At 64.6% G+C, this 23014-nt stretch carries 18 protein-coding genes, 5 tRNA genes and 2 pseudogenes; 5 read left to right on the top strand and 20 right to left on the bottom strand.

The window, feature by feature from the left end; all coding sequences use genetic code 11:
* Positions 1-23: 23 nt before the first annotated feature.
* From AC56LK_RS17170 to AC56LK_RS17150, 5 genes and pseudogenes are all read left to right on the top strand, one after another.
* Positions 24-1628 (top strand): methyl-accepting chemotaxis protein, encoded by a 1605-nt coding sequence (locus AC56LK_RS17170; RefSeq protein ID WP_497185693.1) that lies wholly within the window; start codon positions 24-26, stop codon positions 1626-1628.
* Positions 1629-1701: 73 nt separating this feature from the next.
* Positions 1702-2964 (top strand): hybrid sensor histidine kinase/response regulator, encoded by a 1263-nt coding sequence (locus tag AC56LK_RS17165; protein WP_497185692.1) that lies wholly within the window; start codon positions 1702-1704, stop codon positions 2962-2964.
* A complete protein-coding gene (locus AC56LK_RS17160; RefSeq protein WP_497185691.1) occupies positions 2961-5534 on the top strand; it encodes an ATP-binding protein in 2574 nt (857 codons plus the stop codon). The genes AC56LK_RS17165 and AC56LK_RS17160 overlap by 4 nt, the downstream gene beginning before the upstream one ends.
* A 12-nt stretch (positions 5535-5546) precedes the next feature.
* Positions 5547-8378: a hybrid sensor histidine kinase/response regulator gene (locus tag AC56LK_RS17155; RefSeq protein WP_497185690.1), complete on the top strand. Its 2832-nt coding sequence runs from the start codon at positions 5547-5549 to the stop codon at positions 8376-8378.
* 97 nt (positions 8379-8475) lie between these two features.
* Positions 8476-9180 (top strand): annotated as a pseudogene (locus AC56LK_RS17150) (IS256 family transposase); the annotation flags it as partial.
* Between the two features lies 1 nt (position 9181).
* Here the strand turns inward: AC56LK_RS17150 and AC56LK_RS17145 are convergent.
* The 20 genes and pseudogenes from AC56LK_RS17145 to AC56LK_RS17050 form a co-directional block, all read right to left on the bottom strand.
* Positions 9182-9648, bottom strand: a pseudogene (locus AC56LK_RS17145) (transposase); the annotation flags it as partial.
* 62 nt (positions 9649-9710) lie between these two features.
* Positions 9711-9890: a hypothetical protein gene (locus AC56LK_RS17140; RefSeq protein ID WP_497185689.1), complete on the bottom strand. Its 180-nt coding sequence runs from the start codon at positions 9888-9890 to the stop codon at positions 9711-9713.
* A 136-nt stretch (positions 9891-10026) separates the two neighbouring features.
* A tRNA-Cys gene (locus tag AC56LK_RS17135) sits at positions 10027-10100 on the bottom strand.
* Between the two features lie 75 nt (positions 10101-10175).
* Positions 10176-10251, bottom strand: a tRNA-Gly gene (locus AC56LK_RS17130).
* A gap of 27 nt (positions 10252-10278) precedes the next feature.
* Positions 10279-10354 (bottom strand) — tRNA-Gly (locus tag AC56LK_RS17125).
* Between the two features lie 43 nt (positions 10355-10397).
* Positions 10398-10473, bottom strand: a tRNA-Gly gene (locus AC56LK_RS17120).
* A 71-nt stretch (positions 10474-10544) separates the two neighbouring features.
* Positions 10545-10620, bottom strand: a tRNA-Gly gene (locus tag AC56LK_RS17115).
* A gap of 89 nt (positions 10621-10709) precedes the next feature.
* Positions 10710-11288: a CDP-diacylglycerol--glycerol-3-phosphate 3-phosphatidyltransferase gene (gene pgsA, locus AC56LK_RS17110; RefSeq protein WP_497185688.1), complete on the bottom strand. Its 579-nt coding sequence runs from the start codon at positions 11286-11288 to the stop codon at positions 10710-10712.
* A 132-nt stretch (positions 11289-11420) separates the two neighbouring features.
* Entirely contained in the window at positions 11421-13412 is a 1992-nt protein-coding gene (gene uvrC / locus AC56LK_RS17105; RefSeq protein ID WP_497185737.1) for an excinuclease ABC subunit UvrC, read from the bottom strand.
* Positions 13413-13495: 83 nt separating this feature from the next.
* Positions 13496-13909 (bottom strand): holo-ACP synthase, encoded by a 414-nt coding sequence (gene acpS, locus AC56LK_RS17100; RefSeq protein ID WP_497185687.1) that lies wholly within the window; start codon positions 13907-13909, stop codon positions 13496-13498.
* Between the two features lie 16 nt (positions 13910-13925).
* On the bottom strand, positions 13926-14693 hold the full coding sequence (locus tag AC56LK_RS17095; RefSeq protein ID WP_497185686.1) for a pyridoxine 5'-phosphate synthase: 768 nt from the start codon (positions 14691-14693) through the stop codon (positions 13926-13928).
* An 11-nt stretch (positions 14694-14704) separates the two neighbouring features.
* The gene (gene recO, locus AC56LK_RS17090) at positions 14705-15508 is read right to left on the bottom strand and encodes a DNA repair protein RecO (RefSeq protein ID WP_497185685.1); all 804 of its coding nucleotides are present in this window, start codon (positions 15506-15508) and stop codon (positions 14705-14707) included.
* Between the two features lie 24 nt (positions 15509-15532).
* Entirely contained in the window at positions 15533-16453 is a 921-nt protein-coding gene (gene era / locus AC56LK_RS17085; RefSeq protein WP_497185684.1) for a GTPase Era, read from the bottom strand.
* Complete coding sequence (gene rnc, locus AC56LK_RS17080) at positions 16450-17232, bottom strand: ribonuclease III (RefSeq protein ID WP_497185683.1); 783 nt, start codon at positions 17230-17232, stop codon at positions 16450-16452. Before rnc ends, era begins: the two co-directional genes overlap by 4 nt.
* Positions 17233-17285: 53 nt before the next feature.
* Complete coding sequence (locus AC56LK_RS17075) at positions 17286-17702, bottom strand: DUF4845 domain-containing protein (protein ID WP_497185682.1); 417 nt, start codon at positions 17700-17702, stop codon at positions 17286-17288.
* Between the two features lie 13 nt (positions 17703-17715).
* Positions 17716-18633, bottom strand: coding sequence for a signal peptidase I (gene lepB, locus AC56LK_RS17070; protein ID WP_497185681.1), 918 nt, complete (start codon positions 18631-18633; stop codon positions 17716-17718).
* A complete protein-coding gene (gene lepA / locus AC56LK_RS17065) occupies positions 18634-20427 on the bottom strand; it encodes a translation elongation factor 4 (RefSeq protein WP_497185680.1) in 1794 nt (597 codons plus the stop codon). It lies immediately after the preceding gene.
* A gap of 293 nt (positions 20428-20720) precedes the next feature.
* Complete coding sequence (locus tag AC56LK_RS17060) at positions 20721-20987, bottom strand: glutaredoxin family protein (protein WP_497185679.1); 267 nt, start codon at positions 20985-20987, stop codon at positions 20721-20723.
* Complete coding sequence (locus tag AC56LK_RS17055) at positions 20987-22459, bottom strand: Do family serine endopeptidase (protein ID WP_497185678.1); 1473 nt, start codon at positions 22457-22459, stop codon at positions 20987-20989. Before AC56LK_RS17055 ends, AC56LK_RS17060 begins: the two co-directional genes overlap by 1 nt.
* Before the next feature lie 89 nt (positions 22460-22548).
* On the bottom strand, positions 22549-23001 hold the full coding sequence (locus AC56LK_RS17050) for a sigma-E factor negative regulatory protein (RefSeq protein WP_497185677.1): 453 nt from the start codon (positions 22999-23001) through the stop codon (positions 22549-22551).
* Between the last annotated feature and the right edge of the window lie 13 nt (positions 23002-23014).

Here is a 23014-nt window from a genome sequence, read left to right as displayed (position 1 = left end):
CCCCATATCGTTCGAGGAACACCATGCTCAACAACATTCTGATCAAGACCCGGCTGACCGTCGTCATCGGCCTGCTTCTGTTCGCCTGCGTCGCGCTTGGCGCAGGCGGACTGTTCGCCCTGCATTCGGTCAACGCCTCGCTCAAGACGGTCTATGAAGATCGCCTGATTGCGCTCGGCCAGCTCGACGGCGTCGTGCGCCTTGTTAACCGTCACCAGTTGATGCTTGCCAAAGCCCTGACGGATCAGGAGCAAAACATCGCTCGCCAGATGGATGCGATCGAGACCGAAATCGCCGAGGGCCACAAAATATGGAAGTCATACAACGACACCCAAATGACGGCGGACGAGCGTGTGCTCGCGGACGAGTTCGAAGAACGGCGCAGCGTGTTTATTCGCGACGGCGTGCTGCCGGCCGTCGCCGCCCTGCGTAGCGGCGACCGCGGCACTGCCACTGCGCTGGTGCATGGCGCCGTGCACGCGCTCTACGGAAAAGCCCGACCCAGCCTGACCAAGCTGATCGAACTGCAGCAGGATGTCGGCAGAGAAGAGTACGAATTGTCGCAGCAGCACTACGAGGAGTTCAGGCTGCTGGTCGGCGGCGCCATGCTGCTGGCTGCCCTCGTCGGTTCCGTAGCCGGCTGGTGGCTGGTGCGCAGTATCGGCGTCCCGCTCGACCAAGCGATCCGTGCCGCGCGCGGCATCGCCGCCGGCGAGCTGGCCCAGGAATTCCACATCGACTCCACCAATGAGATGGGCCGCATGCTGAGTGCCTTGAAGGACATGAGCGAATCGCTGGCGCGTACCGTGGGGGCGGTACGCCTGAGCAGCGACACCATTGCGGTGGCCTCGCGCGAGATCGCGGCCGGCAATCTCGACCTGTCGGCGCGAACCGAGCAGCAGGCTGCCAACCTGGAAGAGACCGCGTCCTCGATGGAAGAGTTGACCTCGACCGTGCAGCAGAACGCAGACAATGCGCGCCATGCGCGCCAGGTCGTGCTGAGAGCTTCGGAGCAGGCTGCCGATGGGGAACGTGTGGTCGGCCAGGTGGTTGCCACCATGGGCCTGATCAAGGACAGTGCCGGCAGGATGAACGAGATCATCGGCGTCATCGACGGCATCGCCTTCCAGACCAATATCCTTTCGCTCAACGCGGCGGTCGAAGCGGCGCGGGCCGGCGCCCAAGGGGCAGGTTTCGCGGTCGTGGCCAACGAAGTTCGCAACTTGGCCCACCGCTCGGCGAGCGCGGCCAAGCAGATCCGCGACCTGATCAACGATTCGGTCGAGCGCATCGGCCAGGGGGGGGCCCTGGTCAACCACGCAGGAGCCACCATCGGCGGTTTGCTGCTGGCGGTACGTGAGGTTTCCGACCTGATGGCGGAGATCAATGCCGCAAGCGACGAGCAGAGCACCGGGATCCAGCAGGTCAATGAAGCAGTCGCCCAAATGGACACCGTGACCCAACAGAATGCCGCCCTGGTCGAAGAATCGGCCGCCGCCGCGGCCAGCCTGGAGGAACAGGCCGCTCAGCTCGCGCAGGCAGTGAGCGTCTTCAAGACCACGGCTGCGGCTCCTGCGCGGCGCCACCGCGCCCCAGCGCCCACGGCACCATTTGCGCTTCCGCAATAAATGTTGAGGGCGGGCGTCAATACGGTTATGATTCCCGCATAAACCGGCGCAGCGCGCCGGCAAGGAACATTTCATGACACCCGACGACGCCCTGCTTCACGCCGATGCCGGCGACATCCTCGTGGTCGAGGACACCCCGGCCTCGCTGCGGCTGCTCGCGTCCCTGCTTGCCAGGGCCGGATACCGTGTGCGCGAAGCGCCCGACGGCGAGCTGGCCCTGTGGAGCGCCCAGGCCCAGCCGCCCGACCTGGTCCTGCTCGACGTGCGTATGCCCGGCATGGACGGCTACGAGGTGTGCCGCCAGATGCAGCGCAGCCCGATGCTGCGTGACGTGCCAGTGATCTTCCTGTCTGCCTTCAACGACACCGACGATAAGCTGCGCGGCTTTGAAGCCGGCGGGGTCGACTACATCGCCAAGCCTTATGATTTCCTGGAAGTGAGGGCGCGCGTAGCCGCTCATCTGCAGCTACGTCAGCTGCGCCGTCTTCTGGCTTACCAGAACGCACATCTGCAGCAGCTGGTCGAGTCCAAAGCGCAACAGCTGCTAAACAGCCAGCTGGCACTGGCCGCCGAAAAGCAGCAGCGTGACGCAGCCGAACGCGAATCGCGCCTCCGCCTGGCCGAGATTGCCCACCTCAACCGGAATGCCAGCGCCACCTTTCTGTGCGCCTCGCTGGTGCACGAGCTGAACCAGCCGCTCACTGCGATCCTCAGCAATGCCGAGGCGGCCGAACTGCTCTTGGCTCGCCCCGATCCCAATCTCGACGAAATCGCCGACATCGTCGGCGACATCCGGCGCGACAACCTTCGTGCAAGCGACCTCATCCAGCGTATGCGCACCATGCTGAGCAAGGGCGAAGCCGTGCATGCCGAACTCGACCTGGCCAAACTGGTTCGCGACGTCGCGGCCTTGCTCGCGGCCGAGGCACGCAAGCGCCGCATTCATATCGAGGTGGATGCACCAACACATGGCCTGACCGTTATCGGCGATACTGTCCAGCTGGAGCAGGTGCTGGTCAACCTGGTCCTGAACGGCATGGACGCGATGCAGGAGACCACCGGCGACGCGTGCATCGCAATCCGCGCAGCGCGCTCAGGCAGCGAGGTCGAAGTCCTGGTGTCCGACCAGGGCTGCGGCTTCATCGGCGAACCACCCTCCGGCTTTACTTCTTTCGCCAGCACCAAGCCGCAGGGTATGGGGCTCGGCTTGTCGATCTCGAACGCGATCGTCCAGGCCCATGGCGGCAGGCTCAACGCTGCCAACAACACGGAACGCGGCGCCACAGTAGGATTCCGCCTGCCGGCGGCCGCGGGTCGGCAAGCCTGCCCCGTATGATGCATGCCATCGCCAGCCTCTGGCGCCGCTGCCTGCCGGCCCTGCTTCTGCCGGCCCTGCTGCTTGCAGAACCCGCTGCATGGGCTCAAGCGCCGCCATCAGACAAGCGCGTCCTGCTGCTGGTTTCATATGCTTACGGGCGGCCCGGCGTGCAGAGCTTCATCCAGGCTTATACGAATACCTTGCTCGCGGGTGGCATGGGGCGCGACCGCATCGCGGTCGAATACCTGAATCTCGACGCCGATCCCGGGCTGGAACGGCATCCCCCCCTGCGTGCACTCCTGCTGGAGCGCTACCGCGCCGCGCCGCCGGATCTGATCGTCGCGCTTCAGCAGCCCGCCACCGCCTTCCTGTTGCGCGAGCTGCCCGAGCTGGCCGAGCGCGCGACCATCATCTCGTCCAGTACCCACGTCGATCGGCGGACTGCAGACCAGCGCTACCGCATACTGCTGATCCCGGCTCGGCCGCACGTGCGTAGCACACTGCGGCAAGCGATGACACTGTTCCCAACCACCGAGCGCATCCTGGTGGCGGTGGGGGCGGCCCCTGCCGACCTGGAAACCAAGCGCGAGATCGGCGCCGCGGCCGCCGAGCTGGGACTGCGCACGCAGCTCGAGTACACGGACGGCTTGAGTTTCGACGGCATGGTTGCGCGCGCGGCACAAGCCGGCCCCGGGACCGTCATCTTGGCAGGGCTGATCAACCGCGACGCGCAAGGCGCCAGCGTCGCGAACTACGACATATGGATGCGGATCGTGCGCGCCGCGAAGGTGCCCACCTTCGTCCTGTTCAGCCCTACAGTCGGGGAGGGCAGCCTGGGCGGCGCGGTTCAGCACGTCGAACACACTGCGGCCATAACGGCGCGCGCTACGGTCGAGATTTTAGACGGCCGCCGCACGATTGCCCCCGGCGCCGCCGAACTGCCGGTGCAGCCGACCAGCTTATACGACTGGCAGCAGCTGCAGCGGTGGGGCGCGGATCCCGACCTGCTGCCGCCGGACACCTTGTTCGTCAACAAGCCCGTGCCCTTGTGGCGCGAGCATCCCGCCGCCGCCGGCGCGGCCCTCGCCACCATCGTCCTGCTGTCGCTTCTTGTCACAGTCCTCCTGTTCCAGCAGCGCCGCCTGCGCGTGGCCGAGCGCCGCTACCGGGTACTCGTCGAGCACGCACCGGAAGCGATCGTCGTCTACGACCCGACCCTGGGCCGCTTCGTCGACGCAAACACCAAGGCGGAGCGCCTGTTCGGCGCCAGCCGCGCAGAGCTCCTGAAGAGCGGGCCGGAACGCTTTTATGCCGACATCCAGCCCGACGGCCTGCCGCTGCCCGAGACGATCGCGCGCAATGCCGGGCGTGGACTGTCGGGCGAGGAATTCAGCGTGCTGCGCACCGTGCGCGCGCTCGACGGCCGTTGCTTCCCCTGCGAGGTGAGCGTAGTCGCCCTGCCTTCCGCGTCCGGCACGCTGCTGCGCGGCGGCTACGTCGACATCACCGAGCGGGCGCGTGTCGAGGAAGAATTGCGCCGCTACCGCGATTGCCTGGAAGACACCGTTGCCAAGCGTACCGCCGACCTGTCGCGCGCGCTCGGTGAGGCGGAGGCCGCGCGGCGGGCGCGCAGCGCCTTCCTTGCTAATATGAGCCACGAGCTGCGCACTCCGCTGAACGCCATCATCGGCTTCTCGCAAATGATGTCCGTCTCCACTACCATGTTCGAGGACGAGAAGCAGAACCTGCGCCTGATCCATGGCGCCGGGGTTCAGTTGCTCGGCATGATCAACGAGATCCTGGAGCTGGCCAAACTTGAATCCGCCCAGGTGTGCCTGGTCCCGGGACCGGTTGCGATCGAAGGTCTAATGCGTGAGGTGCTGGACCGCCTACGACAGCAGGCCGAGCGAAAGGGCTTAAGTCTGGTCATGTCCTGTCCCACGCTGGCGCCACGTCTGGCGGACGGCGCCAAGCTGCGTCAGGTACTTCACAACCTGGTCAGCAATGCGATCGCCTTCACCGAAGCCGGTGCGGTGCGGGTGAAAGTGGCCGCGCAGGAGCGCACGCCTGCGGTACTGCGCTTCAGCGTGGAGGACAGCGGGGTCGGCATCGCCCCAGGCGACCAGAAACGTGTGTTCGACGCTTTCGTGCAGGCCGCCCCCGCTGGACAGCATCCGGGCGCGGGTCTTGGGCTCACCATCGCACGTGAATACGTGCGCCTGATGGGCGGATCGCTGGACTTGCGCTCGGCCCCGGGCCAGGGCTCTTGCTTCGCCTTTTCCTTGCAGCTGCCGGATGCCGGCCAGACCTGCGCCGCAGCCGCGGCAACCCCGCCGGCTCCGGATCCAGGCGCTGCGGCCGCGCTTCCGGCCCACGCCGAATTGGAGGCTCTGCCGGCACACCAGCGCCAAGCGTTGAGCACAGCCGTGCTCCAGCTGGACCTGCGGCTGGCACGCGCACATGTGGACGAGATACGCGCGGCCCATGGCGCGCGTCTGGGCGCCGCACTCCACGCCATGCTCGACGGACACCGATACCGCGAGCTGTGCGCCCTGCTGGAACAGCTGCCTCCACATAAACTTCACTGACAATTCGCATTCATGGATTTCCTGCGCAAGCTGTCCCTCTCCCTGCGCCTGCTGCTGCTGACCGGCGTATTTGCGGCCGGTTTCGCCGCCTATGGCGCTTGGTCCTTCCGCACCCTCGACTACTTAAAGGTCAACGGCCCGCTTTACGATAGGATCGCCACCTCCAAGGACATCGTTGCCGACGCCTTGCCACCGTCGTTGTATGTGTCCGAAGCCTACCTGCTGTCGCTCCAGCGGGGTCACGAGCCAGGCAACGCCGCCCAGGCCCGCGACTACCTCGCGCGCCTGCAGGTGTTACGCGACGCACATGAGGCGCGCCTGGCACAGTGGCGCGCCAATGGCGACGCAGAACTAGCCGCGCCGCTGGCAGCGGTGGCTTCGTCCGGAGCCGCCTTTTACGACCTCGCGCGCGACGCGCTGGCTCCAGCCGTCGAGCGCGGCGACGCCGACGCAGCGCGCGCCGCGCTGGCGCGCATGGATGACGCCTTCGCACTGCACCGCAAGGCGATCGACAGCCTCGTTGGACGCGCCGCCGCGCACGCTGCTGCCAGCGAAGTGCATGCCCAGGAAACGATCGGTACCGAATGGCGCTTCCAGCTGGCGATCCTTCTGGCCGCAGTTCTGGTGGCGATTGGAGCCGCAGTAGTCGTCAGGCGCAGCATCACCGCGCCGCTGGCTGAGGCCTTGCACCTGGCCGAACGCGTTTCCCGGGGAGACATGGCGCCACGCCCCTTGGTGCGCCATCCGGACGAGCCGGGCCGCCTTCTGGACGCGCTCGACGCAATGCGCGCCAGCCTGGCGCGCATGCTGGAGGAGCGTACCACGGCCGAGCAGTCGCTGCGCCATGCCAAGGAACTGACCGAGCGCCTGATCGCGAGCGCCAATGTGGTGATCGTCGGCCTCGATCACGAAGGCCGCGTGCGCGTCTTCAACGATACCGCCAGCAGGGTCACCGGCTACGCGGCGGTCCAGATGCTGGGGCAGGTATGGCGCGACACACCGCTGTTCGGGCCGGACGCGGCGGCGCAGTGGCCAGCGGACGACGGTTGGGACGCTGTGCCGGCTGCCCTAGAGCATGCGATACGCACCTCTGCCGGAGCCGAACGCTGCATCGCCTGGCAGAGTACGGTGCTGGGTGACGAGGGCGGCGACGTGGCATTGATCAGCTTCGGAATTGATGTGACCGAGCAGCGCGCGGCGCTGGAAGCAACGCGGCGCGCCCAGGAAGCGGCTGAGGCGGCGACACGCAGCAAGAGCGAGTTCCTGGCCAACATGAGCCACGAGATCCGCACCCCGATGAACGCGGTGATCGGCATGACCCGCTTGGCGCTGATGACCAGGCTGGACGAGCGCCAACGTAACTACCTGGAAAAGGTTGACCGTGCAGCCCACGGCCTGCTCGCCATCATCAATGACATTCTCGATTTCTCCAAGATAGAGGCGGGCAAGCTGCGCTTCGAGAAACGACCGCTGTTGGTGCGTGCGGTGCTCGACCACCTGGCCGCGCTGACCGTCCTGCGCGCCCAGGAAAAGGGGCTGGAACTGCTGTTCGAAGTGGCGCCCGATGTGCCGCTCGAACTGAGCGGCGACGCACTGCGCCTCGGCCAGGTACTGCTCAACCTTGTCAACAACGCGATCAAGTTCACCGAGCACGGTAACATCATCGTCGGTCTGCGCGTGCTCGAGCGTAGCGCGAGCGACGTGCTGCTGTGCTTCGAGGTGCGTGATACCGGCATCGGTATCACTAGGGAACAAATGGGTGCCCTTTTCGCCCCCTTCGCCCAGGCCGACGCCTCCACGACCCGCACCCACGGCGGCACCGGTCTCGGTCTCTCGATCTCTCGCAGCCTGGTGGAGCTGATGGGCGGGCGTATCTGGGTTGAGAGCGAACCCGGCAGTGGTAGCAGCTTCATCTTTACCGCTCGACTGGAGTGCACACCGGGCAGCAGCGCCCATGCTTTGCCGCCCCCGCTTCCAGGCCGAATGCGGGTGCTGGTAGTAGACGACAATGCCGCCGCACGGGAAATCATCGTCGGCATCCTGGCATCGATGCGGATGTCAGCGGTGGCGGTGGCCTCCGCCGCCGAAGCGATCACGGAACTCGAGGGGGCTGAAGAACGCGGCAATCCGTACCAGCTGGTTCTAATGGACTGGGTCATGCCCGGCATGAATGGCCTGGACGCGATCCGTATGATCCGTTCCAATCCTGCGATTTCCTCCACCCTGTCGATCATTATGGTGACAGCCTACAGCCGCGACGAGTTGCTTGCCGACGCAGGCGATCTGGCCGACCTCGGCGTGCTGGAAAAGCCGGTCACGCCCTCTAGCGTATTCGACGCCATCGCCAGCAGCGTGCGCGACACCGCGTGCGCCGTGAAGACGACCTTGGACGGGCCCGCCTCCGGACAAGGCCCGAGTGCCGGCTTGCATGGGGCCAGAGTGCTGCTTGTCGAGGACAACGAGATCAATCAGGAGGTAGCGCGTGACATGCTCGCCATACTTGGCGTGCACACCACCTTGGCACGCAATGGGCGCGAGGCGCTGGATCTGCTCGCCATGCACGATTTCGATGCGGTGCTGATGGACTGCCAGATGCCGGTGATGGACGGTTACGAGGCCACACGCCGGATCCGCGCTGATCCACGCCACACGTCGCTGCCGGTGCTGGCAATGACCGCCAATGCGATGAGTGGCGATGAACAACTGTGTCTCGAGGCAGGGATGAACGAGCATATTTCGAAGCCGATCGATTTCGAACTGCTGGCTTCAACGCTCGCGCGCTGGGTTGGTATGGCAAACAAGGTAGCGACGTCTGCTCCCAAGCGCAGCCAGCGGCCTGATTGACTGGACGGGAAGCTTCACGTCGTCTAAGCCTGTCCGATTTTCTATGTGGAACGGGGTCATGAAATAATACCGAAAGGATTGTTCCATGACCGAAGTGATGACCACCAAGAAGCCCAAAAAACAGAAAGCAGCGTACCCGTTCCCAGTCGAGCTGATCGACCAGTTGCTGGCCCAGGTTGAGAACAAGGACGCCGAGTCGATCCTTGGCGAATCCGGCTTGGCCGGGCAACTCAAGAAGATGCTGGCCGAGCGCATGCTGTCGGCTGAACTGAACCACCACCTGGCCAACGAGGAAGACGGCAGCAAAAACCATCGCAACGGCAGCAGCCCAAAGAAGGTGTTGACTCCGGGTGGCGAGCACAACATGGACATTCCGCGCGATCGTCTGTCGAGCTTCGAGCCCAAGCTGGTCGCCAAACATCAGCGCCGGATGTCCGGCTTCGACGATCACGTGATCAGCATGTACGCGCGCGGCATGAGCGTGCCCGAGATTCAAGCGCATCTGCTGGAGTTGTACGGCACCGAGGTGTCGCCGGACCTGATTTCGACCATCACCGGCGAGGTGCCCGAAGAGGTCGCGCAGTGGCAGCAACGGCCGCTCGAAGCGATGTACCCGATCGTGTATTTCGACGCATTGCGCCTGAAAATCCGCGACGAAGGCAGCGTCAAGAACAAGGCCGTGTATCTGGCCCTCGGCATTCGTGCAGATGGGCGCAAGGAAGTGCTGGGCCTGTGGATCGAACAGACCGAAGGTGCCAAGTTCTGGCTGAAGGTTTTCAACGAACTCAAGAACCGTGGCCTCTGTCGACCCAGTCCGCAGGTCGGGCAAGAAGGTCAATCACGTGCGAGCGCGCTACACCGAGGATAACGCAGACAGGCTTTACTGCCCGTCCTTGTCCAATAAGGGTGAGCGCGCAATCCACTTTTTTTCGCGAGCTAGCTCGACCGCTTCGCGCAGGATCTCCGCCTCCATCGTCTTCTTGCCCAGCATGCGCTGCAGTTGCGCGATCTGGGCACGTGCCGCTGCCAGCTCGCTCGCCGGCACGACCGATTCACCTGAATGCACTGCGACCAAGGCGCCTTCTCGCTCGAGCTTGCGCCAGTTAAACAGCTGGCTGGCACTGATGCCGTGCTTGCGGGCCACCAGCGATACGCTCATCCCCGGCTCGTACGTTTCCTTGACCAGCGCAGCCTTTTCCTGCACTGACCAGCGGCGGCGGCGCTCTTCGGACACCGTCACGATTTCAATAGTTTGGTTGTTCCTAGTCATACTCACAGTCTTATTCCTATACATAAGGATACAACATTGACTGTGTCTGGTGAATCAAGGGGCTATCTCAGCTTCTCCAAGAGTGCTGCTGGCACTATGCCTTGGGCAAGCAGCCCTTCAAGCTGCTTGCCGTAGCGCTCTGCTGTTTCGTAGTCGTCAAACGTCGCCCACAACGGCTTAGGCAGCAGCTTGTGGGTGACGCGAAGTTGATACCCATACGGACGCTTGATGATGGTCGCCATGATGTCGCAATCACAGAGAACAGCGCTTAGGGAGTAAACGGCCAGTTAGCCGTTGGAGGGTGTGGTGCACCACAAAGTTCATGCGGTGTTGAACCCAAAACGAACGGGCCCGAAACGGGCCCGTACTATGGAGTTCTGGAGGCGAGGACGGGAGTCGAACCCGTCTAGACGGCTTTGCAGGCCGCTGCATAACCGCTTTGCTACCTCGCCAGATTTTATCTTAGCTGAGCTGACCCGGCCGGTTATGTGCCGTATCAACCGAGAAGACAAGGTCTTCTCTGAATTTGGAGCGGGAGAAGAGTCTCGAACTCTCGACCTCAACCTTGGCAAGGTTGCGCTCTACCAACTGAGCTACTCCCGCTTAGGAGTGTTACCTGCGTAAAACTTTTGGAGCGGGAGAAGAGTCTCGAACTCTCGACCTCAACCTTGGCAAGGTTGCGCTCTACCAACTGAGCTACTCCCGCAATGGAGTTTTACTATCTCTACTGCATGCTGCCCCAGTTAAACTGGAGCGGGAGAAGAGTCTCGAACTCTCGACCTCAACCTTGGCAAGGTTGCGCTCTACCAACTGAGCTACTCCCGCATTCAGAGCAACGATTATCGCAGAACTTTGACATTTTTTCAAGATTGCTCAATCGTGCACTCTTGAAAAACTGGAGCGGGAGAAGAGTCTCGAACTCTCGACCTCAACCTTGGCAAGGTTGCGCTCTACCAACTGAGCTACTCCCGCTTTGTCTTTCATTCTGCTGCGTTGTCGTCGCAACAGGCAGGCATTATAGAGATTCTATTCCGTACGTCAAGGATGACGCCGAACATTTCTTACAAGCTTACGGCTTTCTCTTTAATCAGCGGCCAGGCGCGGCGCAGGTAGTAGAACATCGACCAGACCGTCAGCACGCCGGCCAGCCACAGAAAGTACTCGCCCCAGTAGTGGGTGTCGATGCCGAGGATCACGTCATGGAAGAGCAGCATCGGGATCGCCGTCATCTGGGCGGCGGTCTTGATCTTGCCGAGCGAGCTCACGGCCACCGACTTGGTGGCGCCGATCTGGGCCATCCATTCGCGCAGCGCGGAGATGGTGATCTCGCGGCCGATGATGATGAAGGCGATGATGGCGTTCACGCGGTCCAGCTGCACCAGCACCAGCAGCGCGCCGGCCACCATCAGCTTGTCGGCGACCGGGTCGAGGAAGGCACCGAAGGCCGAGGTCTGGTTCCAGCGCCGCGCCAGGTAGCCGTCCAGCCAGTCGGTGATGGCGGCCACAATGAACACCAGCGTCGCCGCCAGGTTGCGGTCAGCCAGCGGGAGCCAGTGGGTGGGGAGATAGAAGACGCCTACAACCAGGGGAATCAGTGCTACGCGTAACCAGGTCAGGAGAATCGGGATGTTGAAAGGCATAGGGAAAACGCTGATTACGGGAATGAAAAGTTTGGGCGACAGTCTACATGGGTATTGCGAAATGGACTAGGTTACTCGTCTGTATGCGCGGCGCGGCCGCAAAAGAAAACCGGGGCATGCGCCCCGGTTCACTTAGTGCAGCTGCCGGTAAATCTCCTCCGCCAGCGTACTCGAGATGCCCTCCACCGACATCAGGTCTTCCACGCTGGCGTCGATCACCCCGCGCAGGCCGCCGAAGCGGGCCAGGAGGCGCTGGCGGCGCTTGGCGCCGATGCCCTCGATCTCTTCCAGCCTGGAGGCCTGGCGGGCCTTGGCGCGCTTGGCGCGCATGCCGGTGATGGCGAAGCGGTGGGCCTCGTCGCGGATCATGGCGACCAGCATCAGCGCGGCCGATTCCTTGCCCAGCTCCTGGGGCGCGCGGCCGTCGGCGAAGATCAGGGTCTCGAGGCCGACGCGGCGCCCCTCCCCCTTGGCCACCCCGACGATCATCGAGATGGGGAGGCCCAGCTCCACGAACACCTGGCGCGCCATCTCGACCTGGCCCTTGCCGCCGTCGACCAGCACGATGTCCGGCATGATGCCGTCGCCGTTTGCCACCTTTTCGTAGCGGCGCTGCAGCACCTGGCGCATCGCGGCGTAGTCGTCGCCCGGCGTGATGCCGTTGATGTTGAAGCGGCGGTACTCGCCGTTCTGCATCTGGTGGTGGTGGAACACCACGCAGGAAGCCTGGGTCGCCTCGCCGCCCGTGTGGCTGATGTCGAAGCATTCGATGCGCAGCTCGTCGAGCGTTTCCGCATCCAGCGCCAGGACCTCGGCCAGGGCGCGCGTACGGGCCTGCTGCGAGCCCTGCTCCGACAGCAGGCGCGCCAGCGAGATCTCGGCGTTCTTGCAGGCCAGCTCCAGCCACTGGCGGCGCTGCCCCTGCGGCTGGAAGATCAGGTTGATGCGGTGGCCGCACTGCTCGGACAGCGCCACGATCAGGTCCGGCTGGTCGAACTCGATGTTCAGGATCAGTGTGCCCGGGATGAACTGGCCGGCATAGTGCTGGGCCAGGAAGGCGCACAGCACCTCCACTTCGATCGGGCACTCGCCGAGCGACTCGCCGACGTGGGTCGGGAAGTAGGCGCGGTCGCCCAGGTGGCGGCCGCCGCGCACCATCGCCAGGTTGACGCAGGCGCGCCCGCCCTGCACCACCACGGCGATCACGTCGACGTCGGCGTCGCCCGTGGTTTCCATGCTCTGCGCGTGCAGCACCTTCGACAGGGCCTGGATCTGGTTGCGCACCGCGGCGGCCTGCTCGAACTTCAGCTCCATCGCATAGGACTGCATCTTCTGCTCGAGATCCTCCAGCACTTCGCTCTGGCGTCCGCGCAGGAAGCGCGCCGCGTTGTCGACGTCGCGCTGGTAGTCTTCCGCCGTGATCAGGTCGACGCAGGGCGCGCTGCAGCGGCCGATCTGGTGCAGCAGGCAGGGACGCGTGCGATTGCTGTACACGCTGTCCTCGCAGGTACGCAGCAGAAAGACCCGCTGCAGCAGCTGGATCGATTCCTTGGCCGCCCAGGCGCTTGGGAAAGGCCCGAAGTACTGGTTCTTCTTGTCCAGCGCGCCGCGGTAGTAGCCCAGGCGCGGCGCCTCGCCGCCCGAGATCTTGATGTAGGGGTAGGACTTGTCGTCGCGGAACAGGATGTTGTAGCGGGGCTTGAGCGACTTGATCAGGTTGTTTTCCAGGATCAGTGCTTCGGCCTCGCTGTTGGTCACCGTCGTTTCCAGTTTCGCGATCTGCGACACCATCATCGCGATGCGCGGGCTCGACAGGGTCTTCTGGAAGTAGCTGGAGACGCGGTTCTTGAGGTTGCGCGCCTTGCCGACGTAGAGCACGTTGCCGTTGGCGTCGAAATAGCGGTACACGCCCGGCAGCAGGGGCAGCTTCGCCACCGTGGCCAGCACCTGCTCGCGCGCGGCGCCGTCCGGCTCGACCGGCTCGCGCGCATCGCCTTCCAGGGTCGCCTTGAGTTCTTCCTTCATGGCCTGCCAGCCGTCGGGGCGGGAACGCGGCGCGGGCGCCTCGGCCTGTGCCTTGCGGGTACGCGCGGGCTTCTTCGCGACCGGGGCCGGGGCCGGCATGGCCGCACCGCCCGCCGCGACATATGCCACGGGGGCCTCCGCAACTTCGGGAGGCTGCTTGTCTTCGGGTTTTGCTTCGGACATCACTCTGCCATGGTGTCGCCCAGCGCCTGGGTCACGATGACGAAGGCGACCCCGTAGTCGGCTTCATCGCTGATCGTCACCTGGGCGCTGAGCCGGTAATCTTGCATGAATTGTTCGAGGGCGCCGCTGCAGACGATGATCGGCTTGCCGCTCGGCGCGTTCAGCAGCTGCATCGAGCGCCAGGTCATGGGCATGCGCATGCCCAGTCCGATCGCCTTCGAGAACGCTTCCTTGGCCGAGAACCGGGTGGCCAGGAAGCGCAGGCCGCGCACCGCGTTCTTCGCGCTGCGGGCGTGGTATTTTTCCAGTTCCTGCGGACCGAGGATCTTCTCGGCGAAACGCTGGCCGCTGCGTGCGAGGGCGGCCTCGACACGGGAAATCTGGACGATGTCGGTGCCGATGCCGTAGATCATGCCTGCTCCCGGGTTTTCATGAGGTGTAAGTGGTACCCAGTCGGGCCGCCACCATGATGGCCTTCATCTCGCGCACCGCGTTCTCCCAGCCCACGAACAGGGCGTGGGCGACGATCGCGTGGCCGATGTTCAGCTCGTGGATGTCGGCGATCGCGGCGATCGGCTGCACATTGGTGTAGTGCAGGCCGTGGCCCGCGTTCACGCGCAGGCCGCGCGAGGCGCCCGCATGCACGCCGAGCTTGATGCGCTCGATCTCGCGCAGGGCCTCGTCGCCTTCGGCTTCGGCATAGCGGCCGGTGTGCAGTTCGATCACGGTGGCGCCGACGGCCGCCGCGGCTTCGATCTGGCGCTCGTCGGCGTCGATGAACAGGGACACGTGGATGCCCTCGTCCTTCAGTTGTTTCACCGCGGCCTCCACTTCATTGTAGTAGCGGATCACGTCGAGGCCGCCCTCGGTGGTGACTTCCTCGCGCCGTTCCGGCACCAGGCAGACGTCCTGGGGTTTTACCTGGCAGGCGAAGTCGATCATCTCGCGCGTGACGGCCGCTTCCAGGTTCATGCGCGTGGCCAGCTGCGGGCGCAGGGCGACCACGTCGGCGTCCTTGATGTGGCGGCGGTCTTCGCGCAGGTGCAGGGTGATCAGGTCGGCGCCGGCCTGTTCGGCCAGCAGCGCGGCACGGATCGGGTCCGGATACGTCGTGCCGCGGGCATTGCGCACGGTGGCGACATGGTCGATGTTGACGCCCAGGTCTGGACCTAAGCCGGTAGGTTGCAAATAGCTCATCTGTATTCTCTTTATAGCTGCATCAGGTCGATCAGAATCTGGCGCGTGTTCAACGGCGCGCCGCCCAGGTGGTGCGCCAGCAGGAAGCGCATCAGCTGCTTGCTCTGGGCCTGCGTGACGGGGTCGCCGTAATCCTCGCGTTCCATGTCGAGCAGGGTCTTCCCGGCGACGACCGGCCAGGCGTCGGCCGGCACGGCTTCGCGTGCGCCCTTCTCGGGGTCCACCACGTAGTCGCGCGCCGGGTCGACCGGGCCGCGCGTCGTCGTGCTGCGGCCCAGGTCGGCCGCGACCCCTGTTTCCTTCAGTAAGGCCCGTTCGAACTTTCGCAAGACGATGGGCGGCGGCTCGCCGTGGGCCAGCTGGTTCAGGGTGGAGACGTAGTGGTCGAACAATGCCGGATGCCTGTCGTCGCGCGCGATGAGCTTCACCAGCAACTCGTTCAGGTAGAAGCCGCACAGCAGCGCGGTTTTTTCCAGGGGCAGCATGCCGCCGACCCATTCGGCATCGATCAGGGTGCGCAGCTCGAGCTTGCCGCTGAAGGACACCGACAGCGGCTGGAAGGTCTGCAGCACCCCGCGCAGCTTCGACAGCGGACGCTTGGCGCCCTTCGCGACCACGCCCACGCGGCCGTAGTCGCGCGTGAACATGTCCACGATCAGGCTGGTTTCCTTGTAGGGATAGCTGTGCAGGACGAAGCCGGGCTGGCCCGTCACACGGGTGTCGCGCAGCGGCGGACGGCTGCGCTTGGGCGCTACCGGCGCAGTCTTGTCGGACTGCTGCTCCGGCGTGTCGATGAGGTCGTCGTGGGCGGGCATGTGCTGGGGACGGCCTCCGCGCGCTTACTCGTAACCGTAGGCGCGCAGGCCCGCTTCGTTGTCGGCCCAGCCGGACTTCACCTTGACCCAGATCTCCAGGTACACGGGGCCGCCGAACAGCTTTTCCATGTCCAGGCGCGACTGGGTCGAAATCTCTTTCAGGCGCGCGCCCTTGTTGCCGATGATCATGGATTTGTGGGTGTCGCGCTCGACCAGGATGGCGCAGAAGATGCGGCGCAAGTTCCCTTCCTGCTGGAACTGCTCGATGATCACGGTGCTGGTATAAGGCAGCTCGTCGCCCAGCAGGCGGAACACCTTTTCGCGCACGATCTCGGCGGCCAGGAATTTCTCGCTGCGGTCGGTGATGTCGTCCGGCCCGAAGATCGGGGCATTTTCCGGCAGGTGGCGCTTGATCTCGGTTTCCAGGGCGTCGACCTGGAAGCGCATCTTGGCCGACACCGGCACGATGGCGGTGAAGTCGCGCAGCGCGGCGATCTTCTGGGCAAAGGGCATCAGGACCGCCTTGTCCTTGACGCGGTCCGACTTGTTGATGACCAGCACCACCGGAACGTTCTTCGGCAGCAGGTCGAGCACCTGCTGGTCGGCCGGACCGAAGGTACCGGCCTCGACCAGGAACAGGATCACGTCCGAGGACGTCAGGGTGTTCGAGACAGTCTTGTTCAGCGTCTTGTTGAGCGCGTTCGCATGGCGGGTCTGGAAGCCCGGGGTGTCGACGTAGATGAACTGGGCGTCGTCGCGGGTCTGGATGCCGGTGATGCGGTGGCGCGTGGTCTGGGCCTTGCGCGAGGTGATCGACACTTTCGCGCCGATCAGGACGTTCATCAGGGTCGACTTGCCGACGTTCGGACGGCCGACGATGGCGATGTAGCCGCAGCGGAAATCGCTGGGGGTGTTGCTCTCTGGGGTGGTGCTTTCGGTGTTCATGCTAACTTCGTTCCTGGTTGTTCAGCCTGCGCCACAGGGGCGCCTTGACTGGCCGTATCCGACTGGATGGTGGCGATGCCCAGCTTGAGCTGGGCGGCGCGCGGCTTGCTCTTGCGGGCCGACGGCGATTTGGTCAGCGCAGCCTGCGCCGCTTCCAGCGCCAGGCGGGCCGCTGCCTGCTCGCCGGCGCGGCGGCTTCCGCCGCGGCCGAACACCTGCACGTTCAGCTTCGGCACCAGGCACTCGACCTCGAATTCCTGGCTGTGGGCGGCGCCGTGGGTGGCCACCACGTTATAGGTCGGCAGCGGGATCTTCTTGCTTTGCAGGAACTCCTGCAGCAGGGTCTTGGCATCCTTGCCCAGGGTAGCAGGATCGACCGTATCGAGCAGCGGAATGTAAAAGGCGCGGATCACGTCGCGCGCGGCATCGAAGCCGGTGTCGAGGAAAATCGCCCCCAGCAGGGCCTCGAGGGTGTCGGCCAGGATCGAGGGACGGCGGAAGCCTCCGGATTTGAGCTCTCCCTCCCCCAGGCGCAGGAATTGCGACAGCTCGAGCTTCTGGGCAATCTCGAACAGCGACTGCTGCTTGACCAGGTTGGCGCGCAGGCGCGACAGGTCGCCTTCGTCGAGGTTGTTGAAGCGCTCGTACAGGATCGAGGCCACGACGCAGTTCAGGATCGAGTCGCCGAGGAATTCCAGGCGTTCGTTATGCAGCGCGCTATGGCTACGGTGGGTCAGGGCTTGCTGGAGCAGGCCGGTGTCCCGGAACGTATAACCCAAGCGTGTTTGCAATAACTGTAGATTCATTGTGCTGTCATGGTGCTTGTTGCCTGTTACTTGGCTGGCGCCGGATCCTCTTTTGCCGCCACCACACCGCTCGGGTCGGTGGTACCTGCATAGTCGATGAGCAGGCTGACATTGCCCATCAGCGGCACCCGCTTCTCGTAGGCGAAGCTGATTTCCACGCCGCTGTCTTCACGGGTGATGGTCAGGTCACTGCCCTTGATTGCGGTGACATTATTGATTTCGGCATTCTTGTCGAAGGCTACCTGCATTTCGCGCGGCGTGCCGCCAGCTTCCTTGGCGCGCACGATCGCATCCTTCACCGCGCCGTACTCGAAGTAGGTCGGCAGCAGCTTGAGCGCGAACACGGCGATCGTGCCGAGCACGGCCAGGACGAGGATCAGGCCGGTCAGGGAAATGCCGGCCTGAAGGGCTGGTTTCTGATAATCAGATTGCTTTTGACGCATCGTGGATCTCCGGTTACTGGATGCCGCCAATCCGTTTCGGATTGCCGAAGTTCATCCAGACGACGATCGCCTTGCCAACAATGTTCTTGTCCGGTACGAAGCCCCAGTAGCGGCTATCGGCACTGTTGTCGCGGTTATCGCCCATCATGAAATAGTTGCCTGGAGGTACGATACAGGTAAATTTATCGTAGGAATAGTCACAGGCTTCACGATTCGGGAAATTCTCCACAGCGCCGAGGTCCAGGGTGCGCTTGCCCTCGGTGTTCAGGATGCGGTGCGTCACGCCCGTCAAGCCTTCGACGAACTGCTTGTGGTAGACCGGGTGCTGGTCGTCCAGGTAGTCGTCCATCGGGGTGTAGGCGACCGGCTTGCCGTTCACGCTCAGGCGCTTGTTCTCGTAGGTGATGGTATCGCCGGGCACGCCGATGACGCGCTTGATGTAATCCTGGCTCATGTCCTTCGGATACTTAAACACCATCACGTCGCCGCGCTGCGGGTCGCCGATCTCGATCACCTTCTTGTTGATGATCGGCAGGCGGATGCCGTAGGCGTACTTGTTCACGAGGATGAAGTCACCCACCAGCAGGGTCGGCACCATCGACGAGGACGGGATCTTGAACGGCTCCCACAGGAAGGAGCGCAGGACGAAGACCAGGGCGATCACCGGGAAGAAGCTGCCCGAATACTCGATCCAGGTCGGCTGGCGCAGGTGGGCCTGCTCGATCGCCGCGCGCTGGTTGCCGCTGTCGACCTTGATGCCGTCCGCGGTCAGCTTGCCGGTGCGCTTGTCGTACTCGGCCAGGGCGGCGTCGGCGGCGCGGCGGCGCTGCTTGGCGAAGACGAACACGTCCAGGCACCAGATGACGCCTGTCACCACCATCAGGACGAACAGGATCAGAGCAAAATTGCTCAGGATGGGTTGCATATCCATTTATTTTTCTTCCACCTGGAGGATGGCCAGGAAGGCCTCCTGCGGGATCTCCACCGAACCGACCTGCTTCATGCGCTTCTTGCCGGCCTTCTGCTTTTCCAACAGCTTCTTCTTACGCGAAATGTCGCCGCCATAGCACTTGGCCAGCACGTTCTTGCGCAGCGCCTTGACGTTCTCGCGCGAGATGATGGTGGCGCCGATCGCGGCCTGGATCGCCACGTCGAACATCTGGCGCGGGATCAGTTCGCGCATCTTGGCCGCCACCTGGCGTCCGCGGTAAGGGGCATTGGCGCGGTGCACGATGATCGCCAGCGCATCGACCTTCTCGCTGTTGATCAGCATGTCGACCTTCACCACGTCGGCGGCGCGGTATTCCTTGAACTCGTAGTCCATCGAGGCATAGCCGCGCGAGGTCGACTTCAGGCGGTCGAAGAAGTCCAGCACGATTTCCGCCATCGGGATCTCGTAGTGCAGCTTGACCTGGCGGCCGTGGTAGGCCATGTCCATCTGGACGCCGCGCTTGCCGTTACACAGGGTCATGACCGCACCGACATACTCTTGTGGCATGTACAGGTTGACGTCGACGATCGGCTCGCGCACTTCGTTGATCTTGGACGGCTCCGGCATCTTCGACGGGTTGTCGACGCGGAGCATGCTGCCGTCGCGCATCTCGACCTCGTACACCACGGTCGGCGCGGTGGTGATCAGGTCCATGTCGAATTCGCGCTCGAGGCGTTCCTGCACGATCTCCATGTGCAGCAGGCCCAGGAAGCCGCAGCGGAAGCCGAAGCCCAGCGCCTGCGAGACTTCCGGCTCGTACATCAGGGCGGCGTCGTTCAGCTTCAGCTTCTCCAACGAGTCGCGCAGGGCGTCGTACTGGTTGGCTTCGACCGGGAACAGGCCGGCGAAGACCTGGGGCTGGACTTCCTTGAAGCCCGGCAGCGGCGCGAGCGCCGGCTTGGCGGCCGCGGTGACGGTGTCGCCCACTTTCGCGGCGGTCAGTTCCTTGATGCCGGCGATGATGAAGCCCACCTGCCCTGCCGACAGTTCCGGCAGCGAGACCGAACGCGGGGTGAACACGCCGACGCTCTCGACCAGGTTCACCGAACCGGTCGCCATCAGCAGGATCTTTTCTTTCGGGCGCAGGGTGCCGTTGACCACGCGCACCAGCATCACGACGCCCACATACGGGTCATACCAGGAGTCGACGATCAGGGCCTGCAGCGGCGCCTCCGGGTCGCCCTTCGGCGGCGGGACCTTGGCGATCAGGGTTTCCAGCACGTCTTCCACGCCCAGGCCGGTCTTGGCCGAGCAGGTGGTGGCGTCGGAGGCGTCGATGCCGATGACGTCCTCGATTTCCTTCTTGGCGTTGTCCGGGTCGGCGTGCGGCAGGTCGATCTTGTTCAGGATCGGCACCACTTCCACGCCCAGGTCGAGCGCGGTGTAGCAGTTGGCGACCGTTTGCGCTTCCACGCCCTGGCTCGCATCGACGACCAGCAGCGCGCCTTCGCAGGCCGACAGCGAACGCGAGACTTCGTAGCTGAAGTCGACGTGGCCCGGGGTGTCGATCAGGTTCAGGTTGTAGGTCTGGCCGTCGCGCGCCTTGTACTGCAGCGCCGCGGTCTGGGCCTTGATGGTGATGCCGCGCTCGCGTTCCAGGTCCATCGAATCGAGCACCTGCGCGTCCATCTCGCGCTCCGACAGGCCGCCGCACAGCTGGATGATGCGGTCGGCCAGGGTCGATTTGCCGTGGTCGATGTGGGCGATGATGGAGAAGTTACGTATGTTGTTCATTAACAAAGCTCAAAACCAAAAAGGCCGCGGGCAGCGCGGCGCTACGACAGCAAAAGGGGCAAGCATTCAGCGTCATCCGTGCGAAACGTGAACGTCATGCAAAAAAGCGCTCCGTGGGGGGCATGCCGGTCCCCGGCCGAAGCGCTTGTTAAAGCGAGAGAAAGCGCGTGTGCGAAGGGCAGACGCTTTTCCGACCCCGGCATTTTACCGGATTCCGCGTCGGAAAGCCCGGTTTTGGGAGGGCCGCAGGGTAGAAACCCCGATTTCCGGCTAACGCGAGGTCGATGGGGGGCTTACGCGGCCTTGGCGAAGGTGTCGGCCCAGCCGCGCGCCGCGGCCGGCTCGAGGAAGTAATGACAGAGCTCGGCAGCAGCCGGATCGCCGAACAGCACCGGCACCAGCTCGTCGAAACGCGCCACCAGGGCCGGGTCGGCATCGACGTCGACCACGGCGACCTCGAAGCGTTCGCCCGGCTGCTGCAGGGCCAGCAGGGCCTGCAGCATGTCCTCGCACAGGTGGCAGTAGCTGCGCGAGTACAGCGTGAACGGAACCGCGCGCATCACTGACGCGGCTTGACGACGACGTACTGGGTGACGTTCTCGCGCCGCACCAGCAGGGCCACCGGCTTTTTCGGATCCAGCTTGGCGACCAGCGCGTTGAACTGGGCCGCGGTGGCCACCGGCGTGTTGCCGACCTGCGAAATCATGTCGCCGGCGCGGATGCCGGCCGTGGCGGCGCTGCCCTCGGCATTCTCGACGAGCACGCCCTCGCCCGCCTCGGCGCGCTGGGCCGCGGGGACGTCGGACACCACCAGGCCGAGCGCGTTCGGCGCGGCGCCCGGAGCCTGTTTCTTCGGCGCCGGGCGGGCGGTCGGCGAGCGCTCTTCCTGCAGCTCGACGACCGTCACCGGCACCTCGATCTGGGTGCCGCGGCGCCAGACGGTGACGACGGCGCGGCTGCCCACCTTGGTGGCGCCGACCAGGCGCGGCAGGTCGCGGGTGGTCTCGATCGGCTGGTTGTTGAACTTGAGGATGATGTCGCCGACCTTGATGCCGCCCTTCTCCGCCGGGCCGCCGGCCTCCACCATCGAGACTTCGGCGCCGCGCGCCTTGCCCAGGCCGAGCGATTCGGCCACGTCGCGGGTGACCTCGCTGATCTGCACGCCGAGGCGGCCGCGCGTGACCTTGCCGGTGGTTTTCAGCTGATCGGCGACGCGCATCACTTCGTCGATCGGCACCGCGAAGGAAATCCCGTTGTAGGCGCCGGACAGGGTGGCGATCTGCGAGTTGATGCCGATGACCTCGCCACGCATATTGATCAGGGGACCGCCCGAGTTGCCCGGATTGACCGCCACGTCGGACTGGATCAGCGGCAGGTATTCGCCGGTGTCGCGCGACTTGGCCGAGATGATGCCGGCGGTGACGGTGTTGTCGAGGTTGAAGGGCGAGCCGATCGCCACGACCCACTCGCCGACCCGGATCTTGCTGGAGTCGCCGGTGCGCAGGTAAGGCAGGTTATTCGCCGACAGCTTGAGCAGGGCAACGTCCGAACGGCGGTCGGCGCCCAGGACCTTGGCCTTGAATTCGCGGCGGTCGGTGAGCGTCACGGTGACTTCGTCGGCGCCCTCGACCACGTGGGCATTGGTCAGCACGAAACCGTCGTTCGAAATGATGAAGCCGGAACCGACGCCGCGCGTGACCTGTTCTTCCGGACCGCCCTGGCCGCCCGGCCGGCCCTGTCCACGGCCGCCGCCGCGCGGGATCTGGCCGCCGAAGAAGCGGCGCAGGAATTCCTGCATTTCCTCTTCACCCGGCATGCCCTGGCCGCGGGTGACGCGCTCGGTGGTGCGGATGTTGACGACGGCGGGCCCGACCTTGTCGATCAGGTCGGAGAAATCGGGCAGTCCGGTGACCACCGGGGTCTGCACCGGCGCCGCGGCCGTCGCGGTGGCGGGAAGGAAGGCGCCGGCGCCGGTGAGCAGCAGGGCCGACAGGATCAGGCTGGTGGAAGGACGCGAAAAGTTGCGGGTCATAAGCTTGGCGTGGGAAGGCTGAGATTGACTTTATGGTAAGCCAAAATACGCGCTTTGTCGCGCGCAGCGCGGACGGCGCGCCAGCCGCGCTACAGGCGCTTCACGGTGGCCGGCGCAGGATCGGCCGCGGGGGCGGGATCGGCCACCGACGCCTCGCGCGGCGCCAGCGGAGGTCCGCCCAGCTTGCTTCCTTTGAGCGCCTCGGCACCCGCGGCGACGGCCGGGGCGATCGCCGCCAGCGCATCCGCCGGCGTGGGCGGGCGTGCCGGCGGGCGCCGCAGCGGTGCCGGCTCGGCGGCGAGCTTGTCCGCCAGGCGCGCCGCGAAGCCTGGTGTCAGCTCGGCCTGCCCCGGCTCGCCGCGCAGGACGTCGCCGATCCGGTGGTAAAGCGCCCATGCCTGCCGTCCATCCGCTTCGCGCAGCGCAGCCAGCGCGAGCTCGAGGTCGGCATCCGGCAACTCGCCGTCCGCAAAGGCCGATATGTATTCGCGCATCTTCTTGTTGGTGTCCATCTGCTTGCCCGTCGCCGTCGGTATGTTCAAATTATCCCGCCTG

It is taken from the genome of Telluria sp. ZB4P36 (genome assembly GCF_059685865.1).
Note: the sequence above shows the minus strand (reverse complement) of the source record. Positions and strands in the feature narration are given on the sequence as shown.